15 protein-coding genes and 1 pseudogene are annotated in these 23,025 nt (G+C 72.0%); 4 read left to right on the top strand and 12 right to left on the bottom strand.

Translation table 11 applies throughout. The features are described from left to right. Positions 1-55: 55 nt before the first annotated feature. The 4 genes and pseudogenes from AB0K92_RS13040 to AB0K92_RS13025 form a co-directional block, all read right to left on the bottom strand. Complete coding sequence (locus tag AB0K92_RS13040; protein WP_365922194.1) at positions 56-2,257, bottom strand: ATP-binding cassette domain-containing protein; 2,202 nt, start codon at positions 2,255-2,257, stop codon at positions 56-58. 136 nt (positions 2,258-2,393) lie between these two features. After that, positions 2,394-3,152, bottom strand: a complete 759-nt coding sequence (locus AB0K92_RS13035; RefSeq protein ID WP_166002692.1) for an NUDIX domain-containing protein — start codon at positions 3,150-3,152, stop codon at positions 2,394-2,396. Positions 3,153-3,300: 148 nt separating this feature from the next. Continuing rightward, positions 3,301-5,216 (bottom strand): annotated as a pseudogene (locus AB0K92_RS13030) (glycogen debranching N-terminal domain-containing protein). A gap of 659 nt (positions 5,217-5,875) precedes the next feature. After that, positions 5,876-7,699 (bottom strand): DUF4192 domain-containing protein, encoded by a 1,824-nt coding sequence (locus tag AB0K92_RS13025; RefSeq protein ID WP_365922192.1) that lies wholly within the window; start codon positions 7,697-7,699, stop codon positions 5,876-5,878. A gap of 176 nt (positions 7,700-7,875) precedes the next feature. On the opposite strand from AB0K92_RS13025, the gene AB0K92_RS13020 reads away from it, so the two are divergent. Then, complete coding sequence (locus tag AB0K92_RS13020) at positions 7,876-10,041, top strand: RecQ family ATP-dependent DNA helicase (RefSeq protein ID WP_365922190.1); 2,166 nt, start codon at positions 7,876-7,878, stop codon at positions 10,039-10,041. A gap of 349 nt (positions 10,042-10,390) precedes the next feature. After that, positions 10,391-11,023, top strand: a complete 633-nt coding sequence (locus AB0K92_RS13015) for a hypothetical protein (RefSeq protein WP_365922188.1) — start codon at positions 10,391-10,393, stop codon at positions 11,021-11,023. A gap of 424 nt (positions 11,024-11,447) precedes the next feature. Here AB0K92_RS13015 and AB0K92_RS13010 read toward each other — a convergent pair whose 3' ends face one another. From AB0K92_RS13010 to AB0K92_RS13000, 3 genes are all read right to left on the bottom strand, one after another. Continuing rightward, a complete protein-coding gene (locus AB0K92_RS13010) occupies positions 11,448-12,092 on the bottom strand; it encodes a hypothetical protein (RefSeq protein ID WP_365922186.1) in 645 nt (214 codons plus the stop codon). A gap of 68 nt (positions 12,093-12,160) precedes the next feature. After that, on the bottom strand, positions 12,161-12,862 hold the full coding sequence (locus tag AB0K92_RS13005; RefSeq protein ID WP_365922184.1) for a ribonuclease HII: 702 nt from the start codon (positions 12,860-12,862) through the stop codon (positions 12,161-12,163). Positions 12,863-12,944: 82 nt separating this feature from the next. Next, the gene (locus AB0K92_RS13000; protein ID WP_365922264.1) at positions 12,945-13,568 is read right to left on the bottom strand and encodes a TetR/AcrR family transcriptional regulator; all 624 of its coding nucleotides are present in this window, start codon (positions 13,566-13,568) and stop codon (positions 12,945-12,947) included. 274 nt (positions 13,569-13,842) lie between these two features. Between AB0K92_RS13000 and AB0K92_RS12995 the strand changes: the two genes are divergently transcribed. Next, positions 13,843-15,390, top strand: coding sequence for an MFS transporter (locus tag AB0K92_RS12995; RefSeq protein ID WP_365922182.1), 1,548 nt, complete (start codon positions 13,843-13,845; stop codon positions 15,388-15,390). A 449-nt stretch (positions 15,391-15,839) separates the two neighbouring features. Here the strand turns inward: AB0K92_RS12995 and AB0K92_RS12990 are convergent, their stop codons facing one another. The 3 genes from AB0K92_RS12990 to AB0K92_RS12980 all read right to left on the bottom strand — a co-directional run bounded on the left by AB0K92_RS12990 (position 15,840) and on the right by AB0K92_RS12980 (position 18,148). Further along, positions 15,840-16,745, bottom strand: coding sequence for an ADP-ribosylglycohydrolase family protein (locus AB0K92_RS12990; RefSeq protein WP_365922180.1), 906 nt, complete (start codon positions 16,743-16,745; stop codon positions 15,840-15,842). 12 nt (positions 16,746-16,757) lie between these two features. Then, positions 16,758-17,417, bottom strand: a complete 660-nt coding sequence (locus AB0K92_RS12985; protein WP_365922178.1) for a histidine phosphatase family protein — start codon at positions 17,415-17,417, stop codon at positions 16,758-16,760. Between the two features lie 125 nt (positions 17,418-17,542). Beyond that, positions 17,543-18,148 (bottom strand): YdbC family protein, encoded by a 606-nt coding sequence (locus tag AB0K92_RS12980; protein WP_166002683.1) that lies wholly within the window; start codon positions 18,146-18,148, stop codon positions 17,543-17,545. Positions 18,149-18,297: 149 nt separating this feature from the next. On the opposite strand from AB0K92_RS12980, the gene AB0K92_RS12975 reads away from it, so the two are divergent. After that, entirely contained in the window at positions 18,298-18,831 is a 534-nt protein-coding gene (locus AB0K92_RS12975) for a TerD family protein (RefSeq protein ID WP_365922175.1), read from the top strand. 127 nt (positions 18,832-18,958) lie between these two features. On the opposite strand, the gene AB0K92_RS12970 is transcribed toward AB0K92_RS12975, so the two are convergent. Both AB0K92_RS12970 and nrdR read right to left on the bottom strand, forming a co-directional pair. Beyond that, a complete protein-coding gene (locus AB0K92_RS12970) occupies positions 18,959-21,850 on the bottom strand; it encodes a vitamin B12-dependent ribonucleotide reductase (protein ID WP_365922173.1) in 2,892 nt (963 codons plus the stop codon). Positions 21,851-22,013: 163 nt separating this feature from the next. After that, complete coding sequence (gene nrdR, locus AB0K92_RS12965; RefSeq protein WP_365922171.1) at positions 22,014-22,565, bottom strand: transcriptional regulator NrdR; 552 nt, start codon at positions 22,563-22,565, stop codon at positions 22,014-22,016. Positions 22,566-23,025: the final 460 nt, after the last annotated feature.

The following is a 23,025-nucleotide window of genomic DNA, read 5'->3' as shown; positions in this document are numbered from 1 at the left end:
GGGCTTTCTGCGAGGGAGTTGTGCACGAGCGTGACCGGAAGCGCGCGGACAGTTGTCACCTGACCCTGCTCCGCAGGGTCGTCAGCAGGTACGCGCACACCAGGGCGGCCAGCGACAACGCCAGCGCACTGCCCACGGGTTGACCGATCACGCGGGCCAGTCCGGCCAGATACCGTTCGCCACCGAAAGGCCACTGCGCGAGCAGCAGCTCCCGCAACCGCAGCGGAAACCCCGCCGCACTCCGCACGGACGGCCCCGCCAGCACCTTCTCCACGGCCGGTACGACCACCACCGGCACCGCGAGCACCGCGGCGAGCCCGCCCGAGGTGGACCGGAACACCCCGGCCGCCAGCACCCCGGCCCACGCACAGCCGATCACCAGCCCCACCCAACTCACGCCGAGCGAAAGCCACTCCGCGGGAACCCTCGCGACCTCCCGTCCGTAGAACAGATACAGCACCTCCGCGTCACACCCCACGGTCAGCACCGCCAGCACCAGCCCGGTGACCGCCGAGACGAGCAGCTTCGCGGCCAGCAGCCCCAGCCGGCGGGGCACGGTCCCGCGATCCGCCGCCAGCGCGGGGTGGCGGAACTCGTCCCCGAACGCCAGCGCCCCCAGCAACCCCGCCCCCAGCGCCGCGGGCGGCAGCGGCAGCTCTCGCGGCCAGGCGGCGAGCAGCCGCGCCTGCGGGGTGTGCCCGACACGGGCCGCCACCACAGCGGTGAACGCCGAGATCACCAGCACGGCGGCCCCCGTGAGGAACCCGACACCGACCCCGGTGGCCCGCCGCAGCTCGTAGCGGAGCGGCCGCAGGGGGCTGGGGGCGGGGCGGACGGAGATGGGGGGTGGGAGGTCGGGAAGGGAGGTGGTGGAGGGGTGGGCGGGGCGGGGGGTGGGTGTGGAGGGTGGGGTGGGGAGGGGTGGGGGGAAGGGGGAGGGGGGAGGGGCGGGCATCTTCGTGAGGGGTTCGGTGTCTGCGGTGTGGTCGGCGGGTGTCGAAGGCTGTTCGGCGGGAGCGGTGCCGGCGGGCGCCGAGTCCGGGGGTGCCGTGTCGGCGGTCCTCGTCTCGGCTGTTGTCGAATGGTGGGGGGCGGGGTCCGGAGGCGTGGGTTCCGCCGTGTCACGGTTCCCTGAGGGCTCCGCATCGGCCGCTCTGTCCGCGTCCTCGGGGCCGGTCTGTGTGGGGAGGCGGCCTGAGGCCGCTTCGGGCGTGGACGGGACCGTATCGGGCGGGATCGTTTCGGGCTCGGGGACTGTCGGCTCGGGCACGTGCTTGAGCGGCTCCTGGGCAGCCGGGGCCGACGCGGGGGTGGGCGAGGCCGGCTCGGGGGCGGGCACGGGCGAGGCCGGCTCGGGGGTCAGCGGGGGCTCCACGGCGCCTGGCCCCATGTCGCCCACCTCGTCCGCGAGTTGGTGGACGAGGATGCCGTGCCGGAAGGCCGTGTCGCCCACGTCGGCGCATGTACTGCCGTAGACGAACAGCCGGTTGCCGCCCTCGCGTACGACTTCCACGGAGCGCCGTTCGGTGCGGGCCTCCTTGCTGAGGGCGGCGGCGAGGCGGGCGGCGTGCGGGGTGCGGACGGCGACGCGCGGGCGCAGCCGGGTGCGTGCGAAGTCGGCCGCGTCCTGGTCGGCGACGACTCTGCCGGCGTCGAGGGTGACGACCCGGTCGGCGACGCGGGCGGCCTCCTTGGGGTCGGCTGTGGTGATCAGGACGGTGCCGCCGTGCGCGGTGTGGGCGCGCAGCATGCCGTGGAGCCAGCGGCTCTCCCGTGCGGTGAGTCCGCCGGTGGGGTCGTCGAGGACGAGGGTGTGGGGGTCGGCGAGCAGGGCGCAGGCCAGTCCGAGGCGGCGGTCCATGCCTCGGGAGAGGGTGCCGAGACGTTCGTCGCGCAGGCCGACGAGACCGACCGCTTCGAGGACTTCGTCGGCCCGCATGACGGGAACTCCGGCGGCGGCGCACAGCATGCGCAGGTGTCCGCGGACGGTGCGCTTCGGGTGGCCGGGCACATCGCCCAGGAGTACGCCCACTTCGCGCGAGGGGTGGGCGATGCGGTGCAGTGGGCGCCCGCGGAAGTGCGTGAGGCCACGGCCCTGTTGGAGTTCGAGCATGAGCCTGAGCACCGTCGTCTTGCCCGTGCCGGCGGCGCCGAGCAGTGCGGTGACGTGTCCCGCGCGCGCGTCGAAGGAGACGTCGTCGACGACGGGCGGAAGGTCCTTGCGGGGGTTGCTGGTCAGTCCGAAGGCCTGGATCACCTGCAGCAATTTAGCGCGCCATATACGGTTTTCCGGACATCGAACGGCCCGTTCGCGGTCGAGAACCTCCGGACTCGGTTTCCGGTTCCGGTCCGTCCGCCGCCGGAGCTCGGCTCAGCAGTCGGTCGCGAGCCGCTCAGACTTCGGGGCGCAGCATCGGCGGGTTGAGGAGGGTGGCTCCGCCGGCGCGGAAGAGCTGGGCGGGGCGTCCGCCCTGGCGGGTGGTGGTGCCGCCGGTGGGGACGAGGAAGCCGGGTGTGCCCGTCACCTTGCGGTGGAAGTTGCGCGGGTCGAGCGCCACGCCCCACACCGCCTCGTAGACGCGGCGCAGTTCTCCGACGGTGAACTCGGGTGGGCAGAACGCGGTGGCCAGTGAGGAGTATTCGATCTTGGAGCGGGCGCGTTCGACCCCGTCGGCGAGGATCTGCGCGTGGTCGAAGGCGAGCGGTGCCAGGGGTTCGCCGTCGCGTCCGTACCCGCCCTGCTGGAGGAGTTCCTCGACCGGCGCCCAGCGGGCGTTGCTGGCGTCGCCGCCCGCGCGGGGTGCGGGCAGGTCGGGGGCGAGAGCGAGGTGGGCGACGCTGACCACCCGCATGCGCGGGTCGCGCTTGGGGTCGCCGTAGGTCGCCAGCTGTTCCAGGTGGGCGCCGTTGTCCTGGGCCGGGGCCGCGGGGTCGTGGACGCGCAGTCCGGTCTCCTCGGCCAGTTCGCGTGCCGCCGCCTGCGCCAGGTCCTCGTCGGCCCGTACGAAGCCGCCGGGCAGCGCCCAGCGCCCCTGGAACGGCGGCTCGCCCCGGCGGACCGCCAGCGCGCACAGGGCATGGCGGCGCACGGTCAGCACGACCAGGTCCACGGTGACGGCGAAGGGCGGAAAGGCTGACGGGTCGTAGGGCATGCCGCGATCATAGTCGTCTGCCTGACGATAAACACTCCCTTCGCCGGTCGCTTCGCCGGACCGTGGTGGCTCATGGCCGGGTCCTTACCTGCGCTCCGTCCGGCGCCGGCCCCTGCTCGGCGAGCGCGGCGGGACGTCGGTCGTCGTGTCACACCCCCAGTTGCAGTCCGTCGGCGGCCTCCTCGACCATGGCGAGGCCCAGGCGGCTCACCCGTACCGAGAAGGGCGCGTCGGCGACTCGTAGCCCGGTCAGGCAGAGCTCACCGAGGGGGGCGGTGCGTACGGGCCGCAGGGTGACCGTGCGGGCCGGGGCGTCGGGGCGGATGCCGGCGAGGGTGGTCAGCAGCAGAATCCCGGCGGCCGCTGCGGTGGCGGCGGGGCGGCAGGCGGCGGGGTGGGGCAGCGGCGCGCCGCCTTCGGTGCGCCGCTCCCCCGCGTACATCTCGGGCAGCCGGTGGCCGAAGGCGTCCGCGGCCGCCAGGACGCCGCGCAGCAGGGAGGTCGCCTCCTTCTCGTACCCGGCGGCGGCCAGTCCGGCGATCGCGACCGCCGTCTCGTGGACTCGTACGGCGCCGCTGCGGTGGCCGAACGGATTGTGGCCGGGTTCCTTGGTGCCGAGTGTGCGCAGTCCCCAGCCGGAGTCCATCGCGGGGCTGCCGAGCAGCCGGGCGAGTTGTTCGGTCTGGACGCGGTCGAGCAGGCCGGGGGCGTGCTCGCCGCCGCCGAGCAGTCCGGTGTCCAGGAGGTGTGCCGCGGTCGCCCCGAGGAACGGGACCGGGCGGCCCTCCGGTGTCCGGGCGGCCGCCGGTCGACCGCCGCCGGCGGCGTCGATCCAGAAGTCCTTCCGGAACGCCGATCGAAGGGCGCGTGCCCACTCCCGCAGTCCGGCGCCTCCGGGTCTGCCGCACGCGTCGAGCAGATCGGCGCCGAGCAGGGCGGCCCGGTGCGCGTGGGCCTGTGTCTCGCAGCGGTCAGGGCCGCCCGGCTGCGGGTCGCACAGGTACACGCCGTCGCCCACGGACGTCCGCAGCCAGGTCAGACAGCGCTCGGCGGCCGGCAGCAGCTCCTCCGTCTCATGGTCCGGCAGGCCCCAGCGGCGGGCTTCCGCGAGGAGCACGGGGAAGAGCAGGGTGGCCTCGGTGGCGGTGCAGCCCGGCGGCAGGTGGGTTCCGGCGTCCCGGCGCGGCCCGGGGATCAGGCCCGCCTGGGGGCCTGGGCCGCCGAGCTGGGTGCGGGCGAGGATGCGCAGCGTGCCGGCCGCGAGCCTGGTACCGAGGGGGAGCGCCATCCGGGCGGCGGCGAGCGCTTCGGCGGGCGCCGGGCCGCAGCGCCAGGGCGCACCGGCCGCGGCATGCGTGTCGGCGGGGTGCTCGGGGTCGCGCAGCAGCAGGGCCTGGAGGTCTTCGACGCTGCTTCGCAGGAGCGCCGTGACGCGGGGGTCGTCGCCCGTCGCGCCCGCGGGAGCGAGAGGGCTGGTGACCGCGCGGCCCACGGCCCGCAGCGGTGCCGCCCCGTCCAGGCGTACGCGCAGTACGAGGCTCGCGCTGCCTCCGGGGGGCAGCTCGAACTCCCAGCGCAGCAGCCCGGCGGAGGCCAGCGCGTCGGCGGTGGTGGCTCGGCGGAGACGGACGACGAGCCGGTGGGGCCGGCCCAGCGCAGACCGGAGTCGTGGACGCTGGCGGGCACTTCCGGGCCGGGGGTGCCGGAGGCGATCGCCCCGAGCGCGGCCAGGTCGGTGCCCAGCGCCACCTCCACGGGCAGGCGCAGGGGCCGGGGAGCGGCGCTGCGGAGAGTGATCCGCTCCGTGCCGTCCGCGTGCCGGACGCGCTCGACGACGACGTCCGGGTCCGGCCCGGCCTGCGGGGACACGCGCAGTGTGCCCACGAAGCGGGCCTGGTCCGCTCCGGTCATCCGGGCCTGCACGGCGAGCGGCTCCCGCCCGGCGACCCGGACCTGGCAGCGGGAGAGCAGACGCCGACCCGCGCGGTAGATCCCTTCCAGGCCTCGGCCGGTCAACTGGCCCGATTCCGTGGAGACGGCGAGGCCTGGCAGGGCGACGCAGATCAGGGCGGTGTGGGTGGGGGGAAGTTGTCCGGGGTGGCGTGAGGGCGGTGGCGGTGCGGAGGCGGCCGCCGGGGCGACGGTCGGGGCGGCGGCCGTGCCGGGGCGGGGCACCTGCCCGCCGGGGACGGCCCCCGCGTCCGCCCTGGCGCTGCCGCGCGCACCGGCCCTCGAGTCCCCTCTCTCCGTCTCGGAGCGCCCACGTGCTTGCAGGATTCCGTGCCGGGCCCGGCCCTCAGCCGTCGCCGGCACCAGCTGGTCTCTCCACCCACCAGGCGAAGTGATCCGTTCTGTGTCCCGGGTGGCCGCGCGGTCGCGGCGGGTGGCACCCCATGCCGAGGGCTCACGGAGAGCGTCGGGCCGGGGTGGAGTCGGCTGGTGCATCGCGAGCGACTTCCTCTGCGCGCTGTACGCCTCGGGTGAGGCCGGCGCCGGTTGAGGGTTTCCGGCAGGACAGGGGTGGTGCGGCGACACGGCCTGTACAGGCGTTCCGCCACTCAGGTGAACGGAACGGGACTCGTCGGGGTCACGGCCGGGATCAACCCGCGTCATCGAATGGTGGTGCGGGAGGCGGGCCGCTCCCCTGGTCGTCCGCGGATGGCGCGCCGACCGTCCCCGGACGGTGGTCGCCAGCCGGCGGCACCAGCGCCGCACCCGTGCGCTCACGTGTCCTCCTGCGTTCCGCCGCTGCCGGTCGCCCCCGTGCCGGGTCCGGGTCCGGTGCCGGGCTGCGGGCCTTCCGCACAGTTGACCCGCCGCCGTGCCGGGCCGTCCGCGGAGCGCGGCCGGGTGCCGCCGATCCGTCCCGCGCCCGGGTGCGTGCCGGCTGTCGTGCTGCGTGACCTCGACGCCCTCTTGGCCGCGTCGCGCGTCGTCCTCCTTCCCGACGGGAGCGCCCGCGTCAGTCCACGGCGGCGCACAGGTGTGGCCTGCGGCGGTGTGAGCGGGGACGCGCTGCCGTCCGGGGACTGGGAGTGGTCTCCGTGCCGGGCGTCGTCAGGCGCTTCCGTCACCGGCTGGTCCTCGCCCGTGCCGGTCACCCGGTCGTCCCGCTCCGCGCGCAGGCAGCGGCGGACCGACTCGGGGTCGAGTCCCTCGTTGATCGCTTGGTGGAGCAGGCGGGCGAAGAGGTAGTCGGAGTCCGCGCCCAGGGCCATGGCCAGGGCCTCGCGCGCTTCGAGTTCGTCGCCGGTCGACCAGGCGACCCAGCCGGCGAGGGTGAGAGGTGCGGCGGCGTGTTCGCCGTAGGGGCCGACGCAGCGGCGGGCCAGTGACCGCCAGAGCCGCAGGGCGGGTCCGGCCTCGTCGCCCTCCATCCACTCCGCCGCGCGGTCACGGGTGATGCGGTCCTGGAGGCCGAGGATCAGGGCGGCGGCTTCGTCGTGGCCGATCAGTTCGTCGTCGCGCAGGTCCTGCAGGAGGGCTCCGGTCACCGGAGGGGCCGCGGCCAGTCGTCCGATGAGCCGCTCCGCCAGCGCGATCGTCTCGTCCCTCACCTCGGCGCGGCCGGTGCCGTCGAGGATCCTGGGGACGAGCGCCATGCCCGCGGCGTCCAGCGCGACCTCCTGTGCCAGGGCGGCGGCGGTCTCCCAGGGCAGGAGCCGGGCACGCAGTTCGCGCAGGCTGCCGCGCACCTGGATCCCGGCGTAGGTGGCGGCTGCCGCCAGCACCGAGGTGCCGGGCAGGCCCATCGGCTCACCCTCGGCCGGGCAGCAGCCCTTGTCGCAGCAGTACGACCAGAAGCGTCCGCCCGAGATGCACAGGGCCTCGACGATCGGCGCGCCGGCCGAGCTGCACTGCTTCTCCAGTTCCGCGGCGAGCGGCCGGAGCCGTTCCATGACCTGCCGGCCGGTCTCGCCGGCGCCCGGCTCCTGGCAGAGGTAAGCCACCATCCGCTCCGGTCGGCCGCGGCGGCGGGCGCTGCCGGTCACCAGGCCGCGCGTCAGTTCCCTCGCGACCGCTTTCCAGTCGTCGGGGTTGGCCGGGATGCCCAGCCGGGCCCGGCCGCCGAACCTGCCGCGTCCGCCCCAGTCGTGCAGGGCGACGAGCACCACGCTGTCCTCGGGGCGGTATCCGAGCAGATACGGCAGCGCGTCCGCCAGTTCGGCCGGGGTGCGCAGGGTGACCTGGTGGGTGTCGAGCTGTCCGGTGAGGACGCCGGCGTCGGTGGACGCCGTGACCTGCGGGGCGGCGTCGGGGGTGTGGCCGGTGACGGGCATGCGGAGACTGTCCGGGGTCTGGCCGGTGACGGGGGTGTGGAGGCTGTCGGGGGTCTGGCCGGTGACGGGTGCGCGGAGGCTGTCGGGGGTCTGGCCGGTGACGGGTGCGCGGAGGCTGTCGGGGGTCTGGCCGGTGACGGGCGCGCGGAGGCTGTCAGGTGTGCGGCCGCACTCGGAGGTGCGGTCGGTGTCCGGGCCGAGCTGTCCCTCCCGTCCCGTGATGTCGTCGTTGTCGAAGGAACCGGTGTTTTCGCCGTGATGCGTCATGCGGAGACGATCTCGCGAATTGCGAGCTTCCGCTTCAGGCTGTGGATAACTCCGATCAGGGACACGTCACCCGGACCTTTACGACCGCTCCTCGCACTGGCCCCCGCACTGGCACCGAGGTCGCTTCCCCGCTCACCGGACCCCGTTTGTCAGTGCCGTCCTGTTGGATGGAGGACATGGAGCACACGAGCAACGCGGATCTGCGAGCCGAGGCCGACGCGGTCCTCGCCCGCCTCGTCGGGGACGCCACGGGCGCGGCACGGCTGCGCGAGGACCAGTGGCGGGCCATCGAGGCGCTGGTCGCCGAGCGACGCCGGGCCCTGGTCGTGCAGCGCACGGGATGGGGCAAGTCGGCCGTGTACTTCGTGGCGACCTCGCTGCTGCGCGCCCGCGGCAGCGGTCCCACCGTCATCGTCTCGCCGCTGCTCGCGCTCATGCGCAACCAGGTCGAGTCCGCGGCGCGGGCGGGCATCCACGCCCGCACGATCAACTCCTCGAACACGGAGGAGTGGGACGCCATCCAGGAGGAGATCGCAACCGGTGCGGTCGACGTCCTGCTGGTCAGCCCCGAGCGGCTGAACAACCCGGACTTCCGCGACCATGTGCTGCCCCGGCTGGCGGCGGCGACAGGGCTGCTCGTCGTGGACGAGGCGCACTGCATCTCCGACTGGGGTCACGACTTCCGCCCGGACTACCGCCGCCTGCGCACCATGCTCGCCGACCTTCCCGCGGGCGTGCCGGTCCTCGCCACCACCGCCACGGCCAACGCGCGAGTGACCGCGGATGTCGCCGACCAGCTCGGCACCGGCGGCTCCTCGGACGCACTGGTGCTGCGCGGCCCCCTCGACCGCGAGAGCCTGAGCCTGAACGTGCTGCGACTGCCGGACGCCGCACACCGGATGGCCTGGCTCGCCGACCACCTCGACGAACTGCCGGGCTCGGGGATCGTGTACACGCTGACTGTGGCCGCCGCCGAGGAAGTCACCGCCTTCCTCCGGCAGCGGGGGCACACGGTCGCCTCGTACACCGGCAAGACGGAGAACGCCGAGCGGCAGCAAGCGGAGGAGGACCTGCTCGCCAACAAGGTGAAGGCCCTGATCGCCACGTCCGCCCTGGGCATGGGCTTCGACAAGCCGGACCTCGGATTCGTGGTGCACCTCGGCTCTCCCTCCTCCCCCATCGCCTACTACCAGCAGGTCGGCCGCGCCGGACGCGGCGTCGCACACGCCGAGGTCCTGTTGCTTCCGGGCCAGGAGGACGAGGCGATCTGGGAGTACTTCGCCTCGCTCGCCTTCCCGTCGGAGGACCTGGTGCGCCGCACCCTCGATGTCCTCGCCCGCGCGGACGGCCCGGTGTCCCTGCCCGCCCTGGAGCCCTTGGTGGAGCTGCGCCGCTCCCGTCTGGAGACGATGCTCAAGGTCTTGGACGTGGACGGGGCGGTACGGCGGGTCAAGGGCGGCTGGCTCGCGACGGGGCGGCCCTGGACGTACGACACCGAGCGGTACGCCTGGGTGGCCCGGCAGCGGAAAGCCGAGCAGCAGGCGATGCGCGAGTACGCCTCGACCAGCGGCTGCCGCATGGAGTTCCTGCAGCGGCAGCTGGACGACGAGGGCGCCAAGCCCTGCGGCCGCTGCGACAACTGTGCGGGCCCTCGCTTCAGCGCGGACACGTCCGCGGCCGCCGTGGACGCCGCGCGCGTCGACCTCGGGCGGGCGGGTGTCGAGGTGGAGCCCCGCCGTATGTGGCCGACCGGCCTGCCGGCCATCGGCCTCGACCTCAAGGGCCGTATCCCGGCCGGTGAACAGGCCGCGCCCGGGCGGGCGTTGGGCCGGTTGTCGGACATCGGCTGGGGCAACCGGCTGCGGCCGATGTTCGCGCCGCAGGCGCCGGACGGTCCCGTGCCGGACGACGTGGCGAAGGCCGTCGTGGACGTGCTGGCGGACTGGGCGAAGGGCCCCGGCGGCTGGGCGCCGGGGGTACCGGATGCCCAGCCGCGCCCGGTCGGGGTCGTCACCGTCGCCTCCCGTACCCGGCCGCGGCTGATCGGCTCCCTGGGCGAGCACATCGCGCGGGTCGGCCGGCTGCCGCTGCTGGGCTCGGTGGAGTACACGGCGGACAGCGGCCCGGTCCCCCGGAGCAACAGCGCGCAGCGGCTGAAGGTCCTCGACGGAGCGCTGACCGTGCCGCCCCCGCTCGCCGTCGCGCTGACGGAGGCCCGCGGTCCCGTGCTGCTCGTGGACGACTTCACGGAGACGGGATGGACCCTCGCGGTCGTGGCCCGCATGCTCCGGCAGGCGGGTGCGCAAGGGGTGCTGCCGTTGGTCCTGGCAGTACAGGGCTGACGCCGGGCACGGCACCGTCGGCGCCTCGGACGCGGTGCCCACGGCCCGCCCCGGCGGCGCGCCAACCGTCCGTGTGACCTGGTCGGAGTGGCTGTGGGGACGCGGGTGAGCGTCGTATCGTCGGCCTGGGGCGTCGCCCGGCAGACCGATGGGTAGGGATATAAGCCACGGACCACCCGATAAGGGTTGGTGGCACCAATTGCTCGTTGCCGCTTCCAGGTTCGGCAGGAAGAATTGAAGTCCGCTCCCCGCACGGCTCGACCGTGATCAGGCAGGGCTCCGCTGCGGTGTGCGCTCCCCCGAATCCAACCCCCGCCCGCAGTGTGGGCGCGTAGCCGAAGGGAGGATCGTGACCTTCGGATTCGCTCCGTCCGCGGCATCCACGTCGACGTCCGCCGGCCTGTCCGCCGCATCCGCCACCCCTGTGGCCCGCATGCTCGAACCGGCGGAGTGGGCCGCCGCGGGCATCCCCCTTCTGCGCAACCCGCGTGAGGTGGTCAGCGGGCTGCACGCGCGGCACCGGCCGCAGCCGGCCACCGCGATCGTGGCCGTGCTCGACCCGGACGAACGGCTGCGCGCGAGCGCGTCGTTCGTCCGCCGCCCGGTCCCGGCCGATGGCTGGATGTTCCGCAACGCGCTCCTCGCCCAGCTGCGCCGGGTGATCCCGCACGACCTGCGCCGCCGCACCCCCGTGCGCACAGCCGTGTTGCTCTACTGCCGTGATGGCGACGCGCGTTGGACGGAGGAGGACGGAGCCTGGATGTGGGGGCTGCGCGACGCCTGCACGCTGCACGGACTGCGCTGCGGCGCATACATCACCCTGACCCGGGACGGCTGGCAGGTCCTCGGCGAGGGACGTGGCGGACGCCGCCCGAGCGCGCATTCCGCGCCCGAACCCTTCGCCATATCCGAGGCGCCACCCCCACCGCCGCGCACCGGTGGCGCCGCCTCGGAAGTGCTCCGCCGCGCGGCGGCACGCTGACAGCCGTCCCGATACCGGACCGCCGTCCGACCCGCCACGGTCCTCAGCGGGTTTCCACGCAACACTGGGGCGGCCCCAGACCAAACCGGCCACGTTGGCCCCGCCGGCCGTACGACCATCCGCACGCCCCGCCCGGAGTTCCCCGGTGGCCCGGACCCGTCATACGGCAGGCAACGGCGAGCACGCAGGCGTCAGCCCGCGCGACCGCCTCGGCGTCGTACCTCCCGGAGCCTCACCGCACCTCACGGAGCCTCACCACGACAGACGCGATTCACCGAGTCCTGAGTCCTCGTCGGCCGACACCGTCAACCCCGGCCGTCCGGGCACGCCGAAACCGCCGCGTCGCGCGGGTGCCGTCACGACGGCGCCCGTCACGAGGCCACGCGGCCTCGCCCGCCAGGGACCGGGGACTACTCGAGCCCGCTCAGACGCCGACGCCCAGCACCGCGTTGATCTGCTGCGGGTCACCGCAGACGATCAGCAGGGCACCGGCGCGGCTCAGGGCCAGCGGCAGGGCGGTGGCGACCACGGTGTCGGTGCCGCCGTTGACGGCGACGACGACCACCGGGCGGGAGGCGGCACGTCCGGCGACGGCGGCGTCGGCGTAGAAGACGTCGTCGCGCGCGTCGTGCTGGGCCCAGTAGGCGGCCTCACCGAACGACAGCTCGTGGGCGGCCCACGGGTGCGGCTCACCGGTGGTGATCACCAGCACGTCGCCGGGGGCGCGGCCGGATTCCAGCAGGAGGTCCACGGCCTCCTCGGCGGCGTCGAGGGCTCCCTCGACGGAAGCCGGGATCAGCTGGATCTGCGGCTTCGCCGGAGCCGGAGCCGAAGTCGGGGCGGAGGCGGCGGGAGCAGCCGGCCCAGGCTTGGGCGCGGCCACGTCACGCGGCGTCCGCTGCACCGGAGGGGTGGGCCGGAGAGGGCCGGGACGACCAGGACGCGGCGGGGCCGCGGGGCGGGGGCCGGGTACGGGGCGGGGGGTCGGCGCGGTACGGCCACTGGCCGGAGTGGCGCGGGGACCCTGGGCACTCTCGTGAATCTGAGGCTCCTCGGGGATGAGAGGCATGACCTGATGTTTATCAAACATTGGTGCGACACGCGTGGGTGGGTCGCACATACGTGCGCCGGAAGGCGTCAGAAATCGAAGCCGAGCTGACCCGCGATTTGCGGAACGCTTCCGTCCCCCCAGCTGCGGACCTTCTTGAAGTGCCGCCACTGGGGCAGCGCATCAAGATACGCCCACGACAAACGGTGGTGCGGAGTGGGGCCCCGCACCTCCAGTGCGGCCTTGTGCACGGGCGACGGATACCCGGCGTTGTCCGCGAAACCGAAGTCTGCATGTTCGACACCCAGTTCGGCCATCATTTTGTCGCGCTGAACCTTGGCGATCACCGACGCCGCCGCCACCGCCACGCACGACCGGTCGCCCTTGATGACGGTCCGGACCTTCCAGGGCGCACCGAGATAGTCGTGCTTGCCGTCGAGGATCACGGCGTCGGGACGGACCGGCAGGCCGTCCAGAGCGCGCACCGCGGCGAGCCGCAGCGCCGCCGTCATTCCGAGGTCGTCGATCTCCTCCGGGGACGCGTGCCCGAGGGCGTACGACGTCACCCACTTCTGGAGTTCCTCGGCGAGCGCGGTGCGCCGCTTGACGGTCAGCAGCTTGGAGTCGGTCAGACCCTCGGGAGGCCGGCGCAGTCCGGTGATCGCCGCGCAGACGGTGACGGGGCCGGCCCAGGCGCCGCGCCCCACCTCGTCGACACCGGCAATGATCTTCGCTCCGGTCGTGGCGCGGAGTGAGCGCTCGACGGTGTGAGTAGGTGGTTCGTACGGCATGGCGCCCTTAGCGTACGCCGCCACGAACCCGCCGCGACACCCCGGTTTGCCCCAGCCGCACCGGGGCGGCCGGGCGCCTCGCTCACATCCCCGCCGGCCGGAGCAGCGGCATCATCAGCTGGTCGACCATCTCCTCGATCTCCCGGTCGGTCCATTCGCAGCCGCACATCTTCGACCGGTACATCATCATCGCCGGGACAGCGTCGAGGACATACCCGTTGGCGGCGTCCGCGCGGACCTCACCACGGCGAATCCCACGGTCGATGACCTCACGCAGCAGCCTTATCGTCGGCTCCACGACCCCCTCGACGATCACGGAATGGAAGCGCTCCGCCTGCGTGGTGTCGCATTCGTGAATGACAGAACGCAGGGCGAAACCCGGCCGCGAGTACATCGCGTCCCGAGCCCGCCGGACCAGCGCCAGCAGATCCTCGCGCACGCTCCCGAGATCGGCCGCCGCGTCCAGCCGCGGCAGACCCGCCTTGAGCGCGTCGACGACCAGATCCTCCTTCGAGGGCCAGCGGCGGTAGACCGCGGCCTTGCCGGTCTGGGCGCCGGCGGCAACACCTTCCATGGTGAGGCCGCTCCAGCCGACCGTACTGAGCTGCTCCAGCGCGGCATCGAGAATCGCGCGTTCGAGCACGGCGCCGCGCCGACGGGGAGAGGCCGCCTGAGCGGGGGCGGCCGACCAGCGCGAAGTAACCATCCGAATGTCTCCAGCGAACAACAGAAAACGGGAATCGAGGACAGAGGGGGCGAAGGGGACGATCGCCCCGGCAGCAGCCGAGCACGCAACGAGCGACACGCGGCACGCGGCACGCGGCACGCGGCACGCGGCACGCGGCACGCGGCACACGACGCCAGGCGCACAGCGCGCGGCGACGAGTTAAGTGAACGCTTGCGTTCACTAGCGGGGACTCACTACCGTGGACGGGACAGTGAACGCGAGCGTTCACTAACGTTCTCGTGGGGGACCCATAGTGACGACCTCTCAGTTGACGAAAAATCAGAACCCCGGTGCGGCCCGTCGGCAGGGCCGCCCCGGCATCGCGCTCACCGTCATCGCGGCCTGCCAGCTCATGGTGGTCCTCGACGCGACGATTGTGAATATCGCGCTCCCGCATATTCAAGACGCCCTCGAGTTCAGCACCACCGACCTCACCTGGGTGGTCAGCGCCTACACCCTGACCTTCGGCGGTCTGCTGCTCCTCGGTGCCCGCGCCGGTGACATCCTCGGCCGCCGCCGGGTCTTCACGGCCGGCATCCTGCTCTTCACCTTCGCCTCGCTGCTGGGCGGTCTCGCCCAGGAGCCCTGCCAGCTGCTCGCGGCACGCGCCCTGCAGGGCGTGGGCGGCGCGATCGCGTCGCCGACCTCGCTGGCCCTCATCACCACCACCTTCGCCGAAGGACCGGAACGCAACCGCGCCTTCGGCGTCTTCGCCGCGGTCTCCGCGGGTGGTGGCGCGATCGGCCTGCTGGCGGGCGGCATGCTCACCGAGTGGCTGGACTGGCGCTGGGTGCTCTTCGTCAACGTCCCGATCGGTGTGCTGATCGCCGTCCTCACACCGCTCTACATCAACGAGTCCGAACGGCACCCCGGCCGCTTCGACATCGCGGGCGCGCTCACCTCGACCGTAGGCATGGCCTCCCTGGTCTACGGCTTCATCCGCGCGGCCGAGGAGGGCTGGCGGGACAGCGTGACGCTCACGTCCTTCGGTGTCGCCGTGGTCCTGCTGATCGCCTTCGTGCTCACCGAGATGCGGGCCAAGGAGCCGATCACCCCACTGAGGATGTTCACCGACCGCAACCGCGCGGGCACTTACGTGATCATGCTGAGTCTGGCCGCGGCGATGTTCGGCATGTTCTTCTACATCGTGCTGTTCGTGCAGAACGTGCTGGGCTACAGCCCGATCAAGGCGGGTCTGGCCTTCCTGCCCGTCACGGTCGCGATCGTGATCGGCGTGGGTCTGTCGCAGCGATTCCTGCCAGTGCTCGGTCCGAAGCCGTTCATGCTGGCCGGCTCCGCGCTCGTGGTCGTCGGACTCGTCTGGCAGACCTTCATCAGTCCCGACAGCTCCTACGCCGGCGGCGTGCTCGGCCCGATGCTGGTGTTCGGCTTCGGCATGGGCCTGAACTTCGTGACGGCGACGGTGACCGCGGTCGCCGGTGTCGCCTCGCACGAGGCGGGCGCGGCGTCGGGGCTTCTCAACGCCACTCAGCAGGTCGGCGGTTCGCTGGGGCTGTCCATCCTCACCACCGTGTTCGGCACGGCCAGCAAGGACGAGGCGGAGAAGCAGCTGCCGGGCTTCATGGCCGAGAGCTCGCCGGAGCAGAAGGCCGAGTTCGCGCAGACCCATCAGCTGCCCACGCCGTGGGGGCACGAGGTGCTCACCCAGGGCATCTCGACGGCGTTCGTCCCGGCCGCGGCGATGGCGGTGCTGGCGCTGGTCACGGCCTGGCTGGTGATACGCGTCCGCAAGAGCGATCTGGACGCTCTGTCCGGCGGCGCGGGGCCCATGGTCGGCTGACCCGAGAACATCGCGGACCGGAGGCGCCGGCCGGCCGAAGGGCGTCACGGGGGTACGCCCGCGGCCGGCCGTCCGGTCCGCGAACCGCTGCGGATGGCGGGACCGCGTCCGGGACACCGGCGACGAGGACACGGACCCGGCCATCCGCACTCCCCGGCCCGCTGCCGCCAACACCGCTGCGCCGCACAGGACCGCCATGGCGAGCAACGCCGCCGGCGCCCACGACACTCCCATGTCCCACCCCCTGCGCCACCCCGAAGCGATGTCATTCCACGGTCCCGCGAAGCAGGTCCCGCGCTCTGCGAACACCACGACAACGCATGGCCGGTCACGGAGAGTTCCCGGCATACACAGAGAGTTTCCAGCGCCTGATCTACCGCCTGGTCCCGTACGCCCCGCGAACAACGGGACCGCCACCGCACCCGAGTCGCCGAGCGAGCCTCAGCCCCTCAGGCAGCCGACGGAGTCCAGTCCGGCAGCGCCTCCGTCCGCGCCACCCACTCGGCGGGCGGCGCCCCCGCCGTACCGGAGGCGATCACCCCGCCCACGATGGCGCAGGTGGTGTCGACGTCACCGCCGGCCTGCGCGGTCGTCCAGAACGCCTGCTCGTAGTCGCCGAGCGAGCGCGCGGCGGACCAGAGGGCGAACGGCACGGTGTCATGGGCCGTCGTCCGCCGCCCGCAGCCCAGTACCGCCGCGACCGTGGCCGCGTCGCCGTAGTCGAGCATGTCGCGGGCGCGGCGCAGCCCCGCCCCGACCGCGCTCTTGGGGACGAGGGCGATGACGCCGTCGAGCAGCGCCTCCCCGGACGGTGGGCCGGCGGGGTCGGCGGCGAGCGAGGCAGCCGCGGCGACGGCCATGGCGCCGACGACGGCCTCGCGGTGCTGGTGCGTGGGGTAGGCGGAGATCTCCGCCTGGTGGCTCGCCTGCTCGGGGTCGTCCGCGTACCAGGCGCCCAGGGGCGCGATGCGCATCGCGGCGCCGTTGCCCCAGGACCCCTGTCCGTTGAAGAGCCCGGCGGCCAGCTCGCGCCAGTCGCCGCCGTCGCGGACGAGGCGGAGCAACCGGTTCACGGCGGGGCCGTAGCCGCGGTCGAAGTCGTGGTGGTGGGCGAAGGAGTGGGCCAGGGCGTCCTGGTCGATGCGTTGGTGGGCGGCGAGGACGGCGACGATGGAACATGCCATCTCGGTGTCGTCGGTCCACTGCCAGGGGCCGGGCGGCAGTTCCCGTCGTTTCAGCAGGGGGTAGTTCACCGGAACGAAGAACTGGGAGCCCAGCGCGTCCCCCACCGCCAGTCCGCGCAGGCTGGCCAGGGCGCGCTCCAGGCGCCCGTTAGAAGAGGAGTCAGCGGTCATCGCCCTGCCACTCTATCCGGTGATCCCGTAGGGCTCCGGATCTCGCCATCGTTCGAACGGCCGGTCCAGCGTGTACTTGCCGTTGTCCCCCAGAACGAGCATGCGCATATCGCCGTTCCCCGGATTCGCCAGCGATTCGAACTCGGCGACCGTCCAGTGGAACCAGCGCATGCAGAACAGGCGCATGGCCAGGCCATGGGTCACCAGCAGCACGTTCGGCGGGTGATCGGGGTCCTCGAAGCTGCGGAAGAGGCTCTCCAGGAAGTTGCCCACCCGGTCGTACACGTCGGCGCCGCTCTCCCCCTGGGCGAAGCGGTAGAAGAAGTGGCCGTAGGCGTCCCGGTAGGCCTTCTGGAGCCGTACGTCGTCGCGGTCCTGCCAGTTTCCCCAGTCCTGCTCGCGCAGCCGGGGCTCCTCGCGCACCCGTATCAGCTCGGGGTCGAGGTGGAAGGCGCGCAGGGTCTCGTGCGTACGGCGGTAAGGGGAGACGTAGACACTGACCCGTTCCCGCCCGAACAGTTCCCGCAGCCGTTTGCCGGTCTCCTCGGCCTGGCGCCAGCCCCGCTCCGTCAGGGCCAGGGCATGATCGGGTTCGCGTTCGTACACGGAGTCATCAACATTGCCCGTTGACTCGCCGTGCCGGACAAGGACGATGCGCCGTGGTCGTGCCATGCCAAAACCCTAGATCGGGTGACGGCCGATCGAGCACTCGTACCGGTCCTGTACGGCGTACGTCACACAGATCCGGAACGAGCCACCACACAGGAGCCCCGTCAGGGAGCCATGCGGCCACGCGGTCAGACCGTCCAGGCCGGCTCCAGGTCGACGATGTCGCCGGTGAGCGCGGCGACGTCCGCCTCGGTCTGGGCGCGCAGGGCCAGCCGCTCCACGCGCTCGGTGCGGTACTTTCCGTGCTCGGCGGCCGACCGCCACATGGACAGAATCATGAACTCGTTGCCGGGCGCCTCGGCGAACAGGCCGCGGATCATGCCCGGCGAACCGGCCATCGCCGGATTCCATACTTTCTCCTGCTGCAGGGTGAAGTTCTCGACGCGGTCCTCGTGGACCCGGCACAGGGCGACCCTGAGGAGATCGGCGTCCGTGAACCGCGGCTCGAAGCCGGTCTTCACGTCGAACCGATGATCGAACAGCCTGACCTGCGCGTCCTTGAAGGTGCCCGACTGGGACGCCGCCAGCCGGTCGTGGGAGCGTGCCATGAAGGAGTCGTAGAAGGCCCGGCTCTCCCAGAAGGCGAAGACATGGGCGACCGAGGGCCGGCTACGGCTCCAGCCCCCGCCCTGTCCCCGGAAACCCGGCTCACCCAGCAGCCCCGCCCACTTTCGCTGTCCCCGTTCGAACCCCCGGCGGTCCACCACGGTGCAGCGAATCCACTTGACCAGCACCGCGCCATGGTAAGGCCACGGGGTGTGGCGGAGGTCGCCCTCCGGCGGACCCAACCCGCGCGGGCGCCCCGGCGTGCGTGGCAGGATGGGCAACCTGCTGTCACCGCCCGGCAGTTCGCGCTGCGGGCAATCGGGGAAGGGGGACGTTCGTGAACGGCATCAGCAAAGGCATCCGCAAGGCCGAGATCGCGCTGAAGTGGGACCCGAGCCCAGCGGGGCAGCCGCCCACCGATCTCGACATCGTGGCGGCGACCTACCTGGCGAGCGAACCGTACGGCGATCCGGCGTACGTGGTGCACTTCGACAGCCGCTCCCCCGACGGCACCGTCTATCTCAACCGGGACAGCAAGGACGGCAAGGGCTTCGGCTGGGACGAGGTGCTGACCGTGGAGCTCTACCGGCTCGATCCCCGCTACGCGCGCGTGGTGGTCGGTGTCGTCGTCCAGCAGCGTCCCGCGCGGCGCACCTTCGTGAGCGTGGTCAACCCGGCGCTGCGTGTCCGCGAGGAGTACACCGATCTCGCGCAGGACGACTTCGGCGGCGTCCTCGGGGCCACGGCGGCGACGGTCGCGGAGTTCCGGCGGGACGAGACGGGCGTGTGGGACTTCCATCCCGGGGTGACCGGCTTCGAGGACGATCCCACGGACTTCGCGAGGATCATGGGCACGCTCCGCCGACCCTGATCTCCCTGGGGCGGATCTCCGCAGCCCATCCCGTAGCCGATCTCTGCAACTGATGTCCGTAGCTGCTTCGCGAACGTGAAGAGGGGCGCCGGCTGGTCGCCGGCGCCCCTCACTCACCTCTCAGCGGTCAGCTGCAGCCGCTGGTCGATCCGCAGCCCTCGCAGATGTAGCAGGATCCGGCCCGCTGCATCTTGGTGCCGCAGGAGAAGCACAGCGGGGCGTCGGCCTGGATGCCCAGCTGCATCTCCACCAGCTCGGCGCTGGTGTGGGCCTGCTTCGGGGCGGGCTTGGCCGCCTCGGCCTCCGCCTTCGGCGCGGCGACGGCCTTGAGCTCCTGGGCGCGCGGCGCCGACTGGGCCAGGCCCTCGACGTCGACGTCCTCGTCGTCCAGCGGCTCGTAGGAACCGGTCTCCAGGTGGCGCTGACGCTCCTCGGCGGAGTGGATGCCGAGCGCGGAGCGGGTCTCGAACGGCAGGAAGTCCAGCGCCAGGCGGCGGAAGATGTAGTCGACGATCGACTGGGCCATCCGCACGTCCGGGTCGTCGGTCATACCGGCCGGCTCGAAGCGCATGTTCGTGAACTTCGAGACGTACGTCTCCAGCGGCACGCCGTACTGGAGGCCGACGGAGACCGCGATGGAGAAGGCGTCCATCATGCCCGCGAGGGTCGAGCCCTGCTTGGACATCTTCAGGAAGACCTCGCCGAGACCGTCGTCCGGGTAGGAGTTGGCGGTCATGTAGCCCTCGGCGCCGCCGACGGTGAAGGACGTGGTGATGCCGGGACGTCCCTTCGGGAGGCGCTTGCGGACCGGGCGGTACTCGACGACCTTCTCGACCTTGGCGGGGGCCTCCTCGACCTTGGCCTCGGGCTTCTTGCCGTCGTCCTTCTTCTTGGCCGACAGCGGCTGGCCGACCTTGCAGTTGTCGCGGTAGATGGCGAGGGCCTTGATGCCCATCTTCCAGGCCTCGAAGTAGATCTCCTCGACCTCCTCGACGGTCGCCGTCTCCGGCATGTTGACCGTCTTGGACAGGGCGCCGGAGATCCACGGCTGGATCGCGGCCATCATGCGGACGTGGCCCATCGGGGAGATGGCGCGCTCGCCCATCGCGCAGTCGAACACCTCGTAGTGCTCCTGCTTGAGGCCGGGGGCGTCGATCACATTGCCGTGCTCGGCGATGTGGGCGACGATCGCCTCGATCTGCTCCTCCTGGTAGCCCAGGCGGCGCAGGGCCTGCGGGACGGTGCCGTTCACGATCTGCATCGACCCGCCGCCGACCAGCTTCTTGAACTTGACCAGCGCGAGGTCGGGCTCGAGGCCGGTGGTGTCGCAGGACATCGCCAGACCGATGGTGCCGGTCGGGGCGATGACGGACGCCTGCGAGTTACGGAAACCGTTCTTCTCGCCCAGGCGCAGCACGTCCTGCCAGGCCTCCGTGGCGGCGGCCCAGACCGGCGTGTCCAGGTCGTCCATGCGGACGGCCTTGTCGTTGGCGTCGGCGTGCTGCTTCATGACGCGCTTGTGGGCGTCGGCGTTGCGGGCGTAGCCGTCGTACGGGCCGACGACCGCGGCCAGCTCCGCGGAGCGGCGGTAGGCGGTACCGGTCATGAGGGAGGTGACGGCACCGGCGAGGGCGCGGCCGCCGTCGGAGTCGTACGCGTGACCGGTGGCCATCAGCAGGGCGCCGAGGTTGGCGTAGCCGATGCCGAGCTGGCGGAACGCACGGGTGTTCTCGCCGATCTTCTCGGTCGGGAAGTCCGCGAAGCAGATCGAGATGTCCATCGCGGTGATGACCAGCTCGACGACCTTCTGGAACCGCTCGGCCTCGAAGGACTGGTTGCCCTTGCCGTCGTCCTTCAGGAACTTCATCAGGTTCAGCGAGGCCAGGTTGCAGGACGTGTTGTCCAGGTGCATGTACTCGCTGCAGGGGTTCGAGCCGTTGATCCGGCCGGACTCCGGGCAGGTGTGCCAGTGGTTGATCGTGTCGTCGTACTGGATGCCCGGGTCGGCGCACGCCCAGGCGGCCTCGGCCATCTTGCGGAACAGGGCCTTGGCGTCGACCTCCTCGATGACCTCGCCGGTCAGGCGGGCCCGCAGGCCGAACTTCTCGCCGTTCTCGACGGCCTTCATGAACTCGTCGTTCACGCGGACCGAGTTGTTGGCGTTCTGGTACTGGACGGACGTGATGTCGTCGCCGCCCAGGTCCATGTCGAAGCCCGCGTCGCGCAGGGCGCGGATCTTCTCCTCTTCCTTGACCTTGGTCTCGATGAAGTCCTCGATGTCGGGGTGGTCGACGTCGAGGATGACCATCTTGGCCGCGCGGCGGGTGGCACCACCGGACTTGATCGTTCCGGCGGAGGCGTCGGCGCCGCGCATGAAGGAGACCGGGCCGGAGGCGTTGCCGCCCGAGGACAGCAGTTCCTTGGAGGAGCGGATGCGGGAGAGGTTCAGGCCGGCGCCGGAGCCGCCCTTGAAGATCATGCCCTCTTCCTTGTACCAGTCGAGGATCGACTCCATGGAGTCGTCGACGGACAGGATGAAGCAGGCGGAGACCTGCTGGGGCTGCGGGGTGCCGACGTTGAACCACACGGGGCTGTTGAAGCTGAAGATCTGGTGCAGGAGGGCGTACGCCAGCTCGTGCTCGAAGATCTCGGCGTCGGCGGGCGAGGCGAAGTACTTGTAGTCCTCACCGGCCTTCCGGTACGTCTTCACGATGCGGTCGATCAGCTGCTTGAGGCTGGTCTCGCGCTGCGGGGTGCCGACGGCACCGCGGAAGTACTTGCTGGTGACGATGTTGACCGCGTTCACCGACCAGAAGTCGGGGAACTCGACGCCACGCTGCTCGAAGTTGACCGAGCCGTCGCGCCAGTTGGTCATGACGACGTCACGGCGCTCCCAGGTCACCTCGTCGTACGGGTGCACGCCTGGGGTGGTGTGGATGCGCTCGATGCGCAGGCCCTTGCCGGTCTTGGCACCCTTTACCCGGGAACCTCGTGCCGGACCGCTCGCCGTCTCTGTCATGCCGCCTCCCTGTACGGGCGAAAACGCCCTGAAGTGCCCCATTGTTCCCGGAGCACGATGTTCTGTCTGATGTTGCGGGCACCTCTCACTGCCGCCCGCAACAGGTCTTCGATCGCCGCCGACCTGCCGGATCCGGAACGCGCGTCCGGACCCGGCCCCTCGGTCAGTCGGCGGCACCCGCGGGCTCGGGGACCTGTACGGCCTCTCCCGACCCGCAGTCGTCTTCCCGGCTCCCCGCGCCGGCATCCTCGTCGCCCGCCGCGCGGTGTCCCGTCTGCTCCCTGAGTTCGGCGATCGCCGCCTCGAAGTCCTCCAGCGATTCGAACGCCCGGTAGACGGACGCGAAGCGCAGATAGGCGACGAGGTCGAGCTCCTGCAGCGGGCCGAGTATGGCCAGACCCACGTCATGGGTGGTCAGCTCGGCACTTCCGGTGGCCCGCACCGCCTCCTCGACCCGCTGGCCGAGCTGGGCGAGCGCGTCCTCGGTGACAGGCCGCCCCTGGCATGCCTTGCGCACGCCGTTGATGACCTTGGTACGGCTGAATGGCTCGGTGACTCCGGACCGCTTCACCACCATGAGCGAGCACGTCTCCACCGTCGTGAAACGACGGGAGCAGTCAGGACACTGGCGGCGCCTGCGGATCGACGTGCCGTCGTCGGTCGTACGACTGTCGACGACGCGGCTGTCGGGGTGCCTGCAGAAGGGGCAGTGCATGGACTCCAACCCTCCTCACAGCAGACTCAATGGCCTCGCAGGCCTCACGGGCCCCTCGAAGCAGCCACCAGCATAGGCGATCGTGGCGGGCTCCATGACCCGGGGGACCACAACTTCTGGGCCACTGTCGCAATCCAACCACTAGATGTGGGGATTGGCACGGAGACGCAGGACAGGCCGCGTGTCGCCCGCGCGGAGCGCACGCGCGCGACCGGGCCGTGCGGACGCCTTGGGGAGATAGCGTGGCCGCCGCGCGGAGATGACGGAGGACTCGTGCGCGTACGGGGGCCGGTGCCCGGTTGACGGGACCCCGGATGGCAGACTGTGGGCTCACCCCACAAGGGCACTTCCCCGGCGGTGAAGAGTACAACAATGGGCGCATTTGTCCGCGCGGCACCGCGTTAGCCATACACCGAGAACCGTGATCACGACAGATGAAACGCGGTTTTTCACTCGAACG

The sequence above is a fragment of the Streptomyces sp. NPDC052687 genome, assembly GCF_040678395.1.
In the GTDB taxonomy this organism is placed as follows: Bacteria; Actinomycetota; Actinomycetes; order Streptomycetales; family Streptomycetaceae; genus Streptomyces.
The sequence above is the reverse complement of the archived record's forward strand: the minus strand, read 5'-3'. Positions and strand labels throughout refer to the sequence as shown.

Bases quoted from the DNA above. Each gene is read 5' to 3' on its own strand.
- AB0K92_RS13035 (WP_166002692.1), bottom strand. From the start codon at position 3,152: ATGCCCTACGACCCGTCAGCCTTTCCGCCCTTCGCCGTCACCGTGGAC.
- AB0K92_RS13025 (WP_365922192.1), bottom strand. From the start codon at position 7,699: ATGACGCATCACGGCGAAAACACCGGTTCCTTCGACAACGACGACATC.
- AB0K92_RS13020 (WP_365922190.1), top strand. From the start codon at position 7,876: ATGGAGCACACGAGCAACGCGGATCTGCGAGCCGAGGCCGACGCGGTC.
- AB0K92_RS13010 (WP_365922186.1), bottom strand. From the start codon at position 12,092: ATGCCTCTCATCCCCGAGGAGCCTCAGATTCACGAGAGTGCCCAGGGT.
- AB0K92_RS13005 (WP_365922184.1), bottom strand. From the start codon at position 12,862: ATGCCGTACGAACCACCTACTCACACCGTCGAGCGCTCACTCCGCGCC.
- AB0K92_RS13000 (WP_365922264.1), bottom strand. From the start codon at position 13,568: ATGGTTACTTCGCGCTGGTCGGCCGCCCCCGCTCAGGCGGCCTCTCCC.
- AB0K92_RS12990 (WP_365922180.1), bottom strand. From the start codon at position 16,745: ATGACCGCTGACTCCTCTTCTAACGGGCGCCTGGAGCGCGCCCTGGCC.
- AB0K92_RS12985 (WP_365922178.1), bottom strand. From the start codon at position 17,417: ATGGCACGACCACGGCGCATCGTCCTTGTCCGGCACGGCGAGTCAACG.
- AB0K92_RS12970 (WP_365922173.1), bottom strand. From the start codon at position 21,850: ATGACAGAGACGGCGAGCGGTCCGGCACGAGGTTCCCGGGTAAAGGGT.
- nrdR (WP_365922171.1), bottom strand. From the start codon at position 22,565: ATGCACTGCCCCTTCTGCAGGCACCCCGACAGCCGCGTCGTCGACAGT.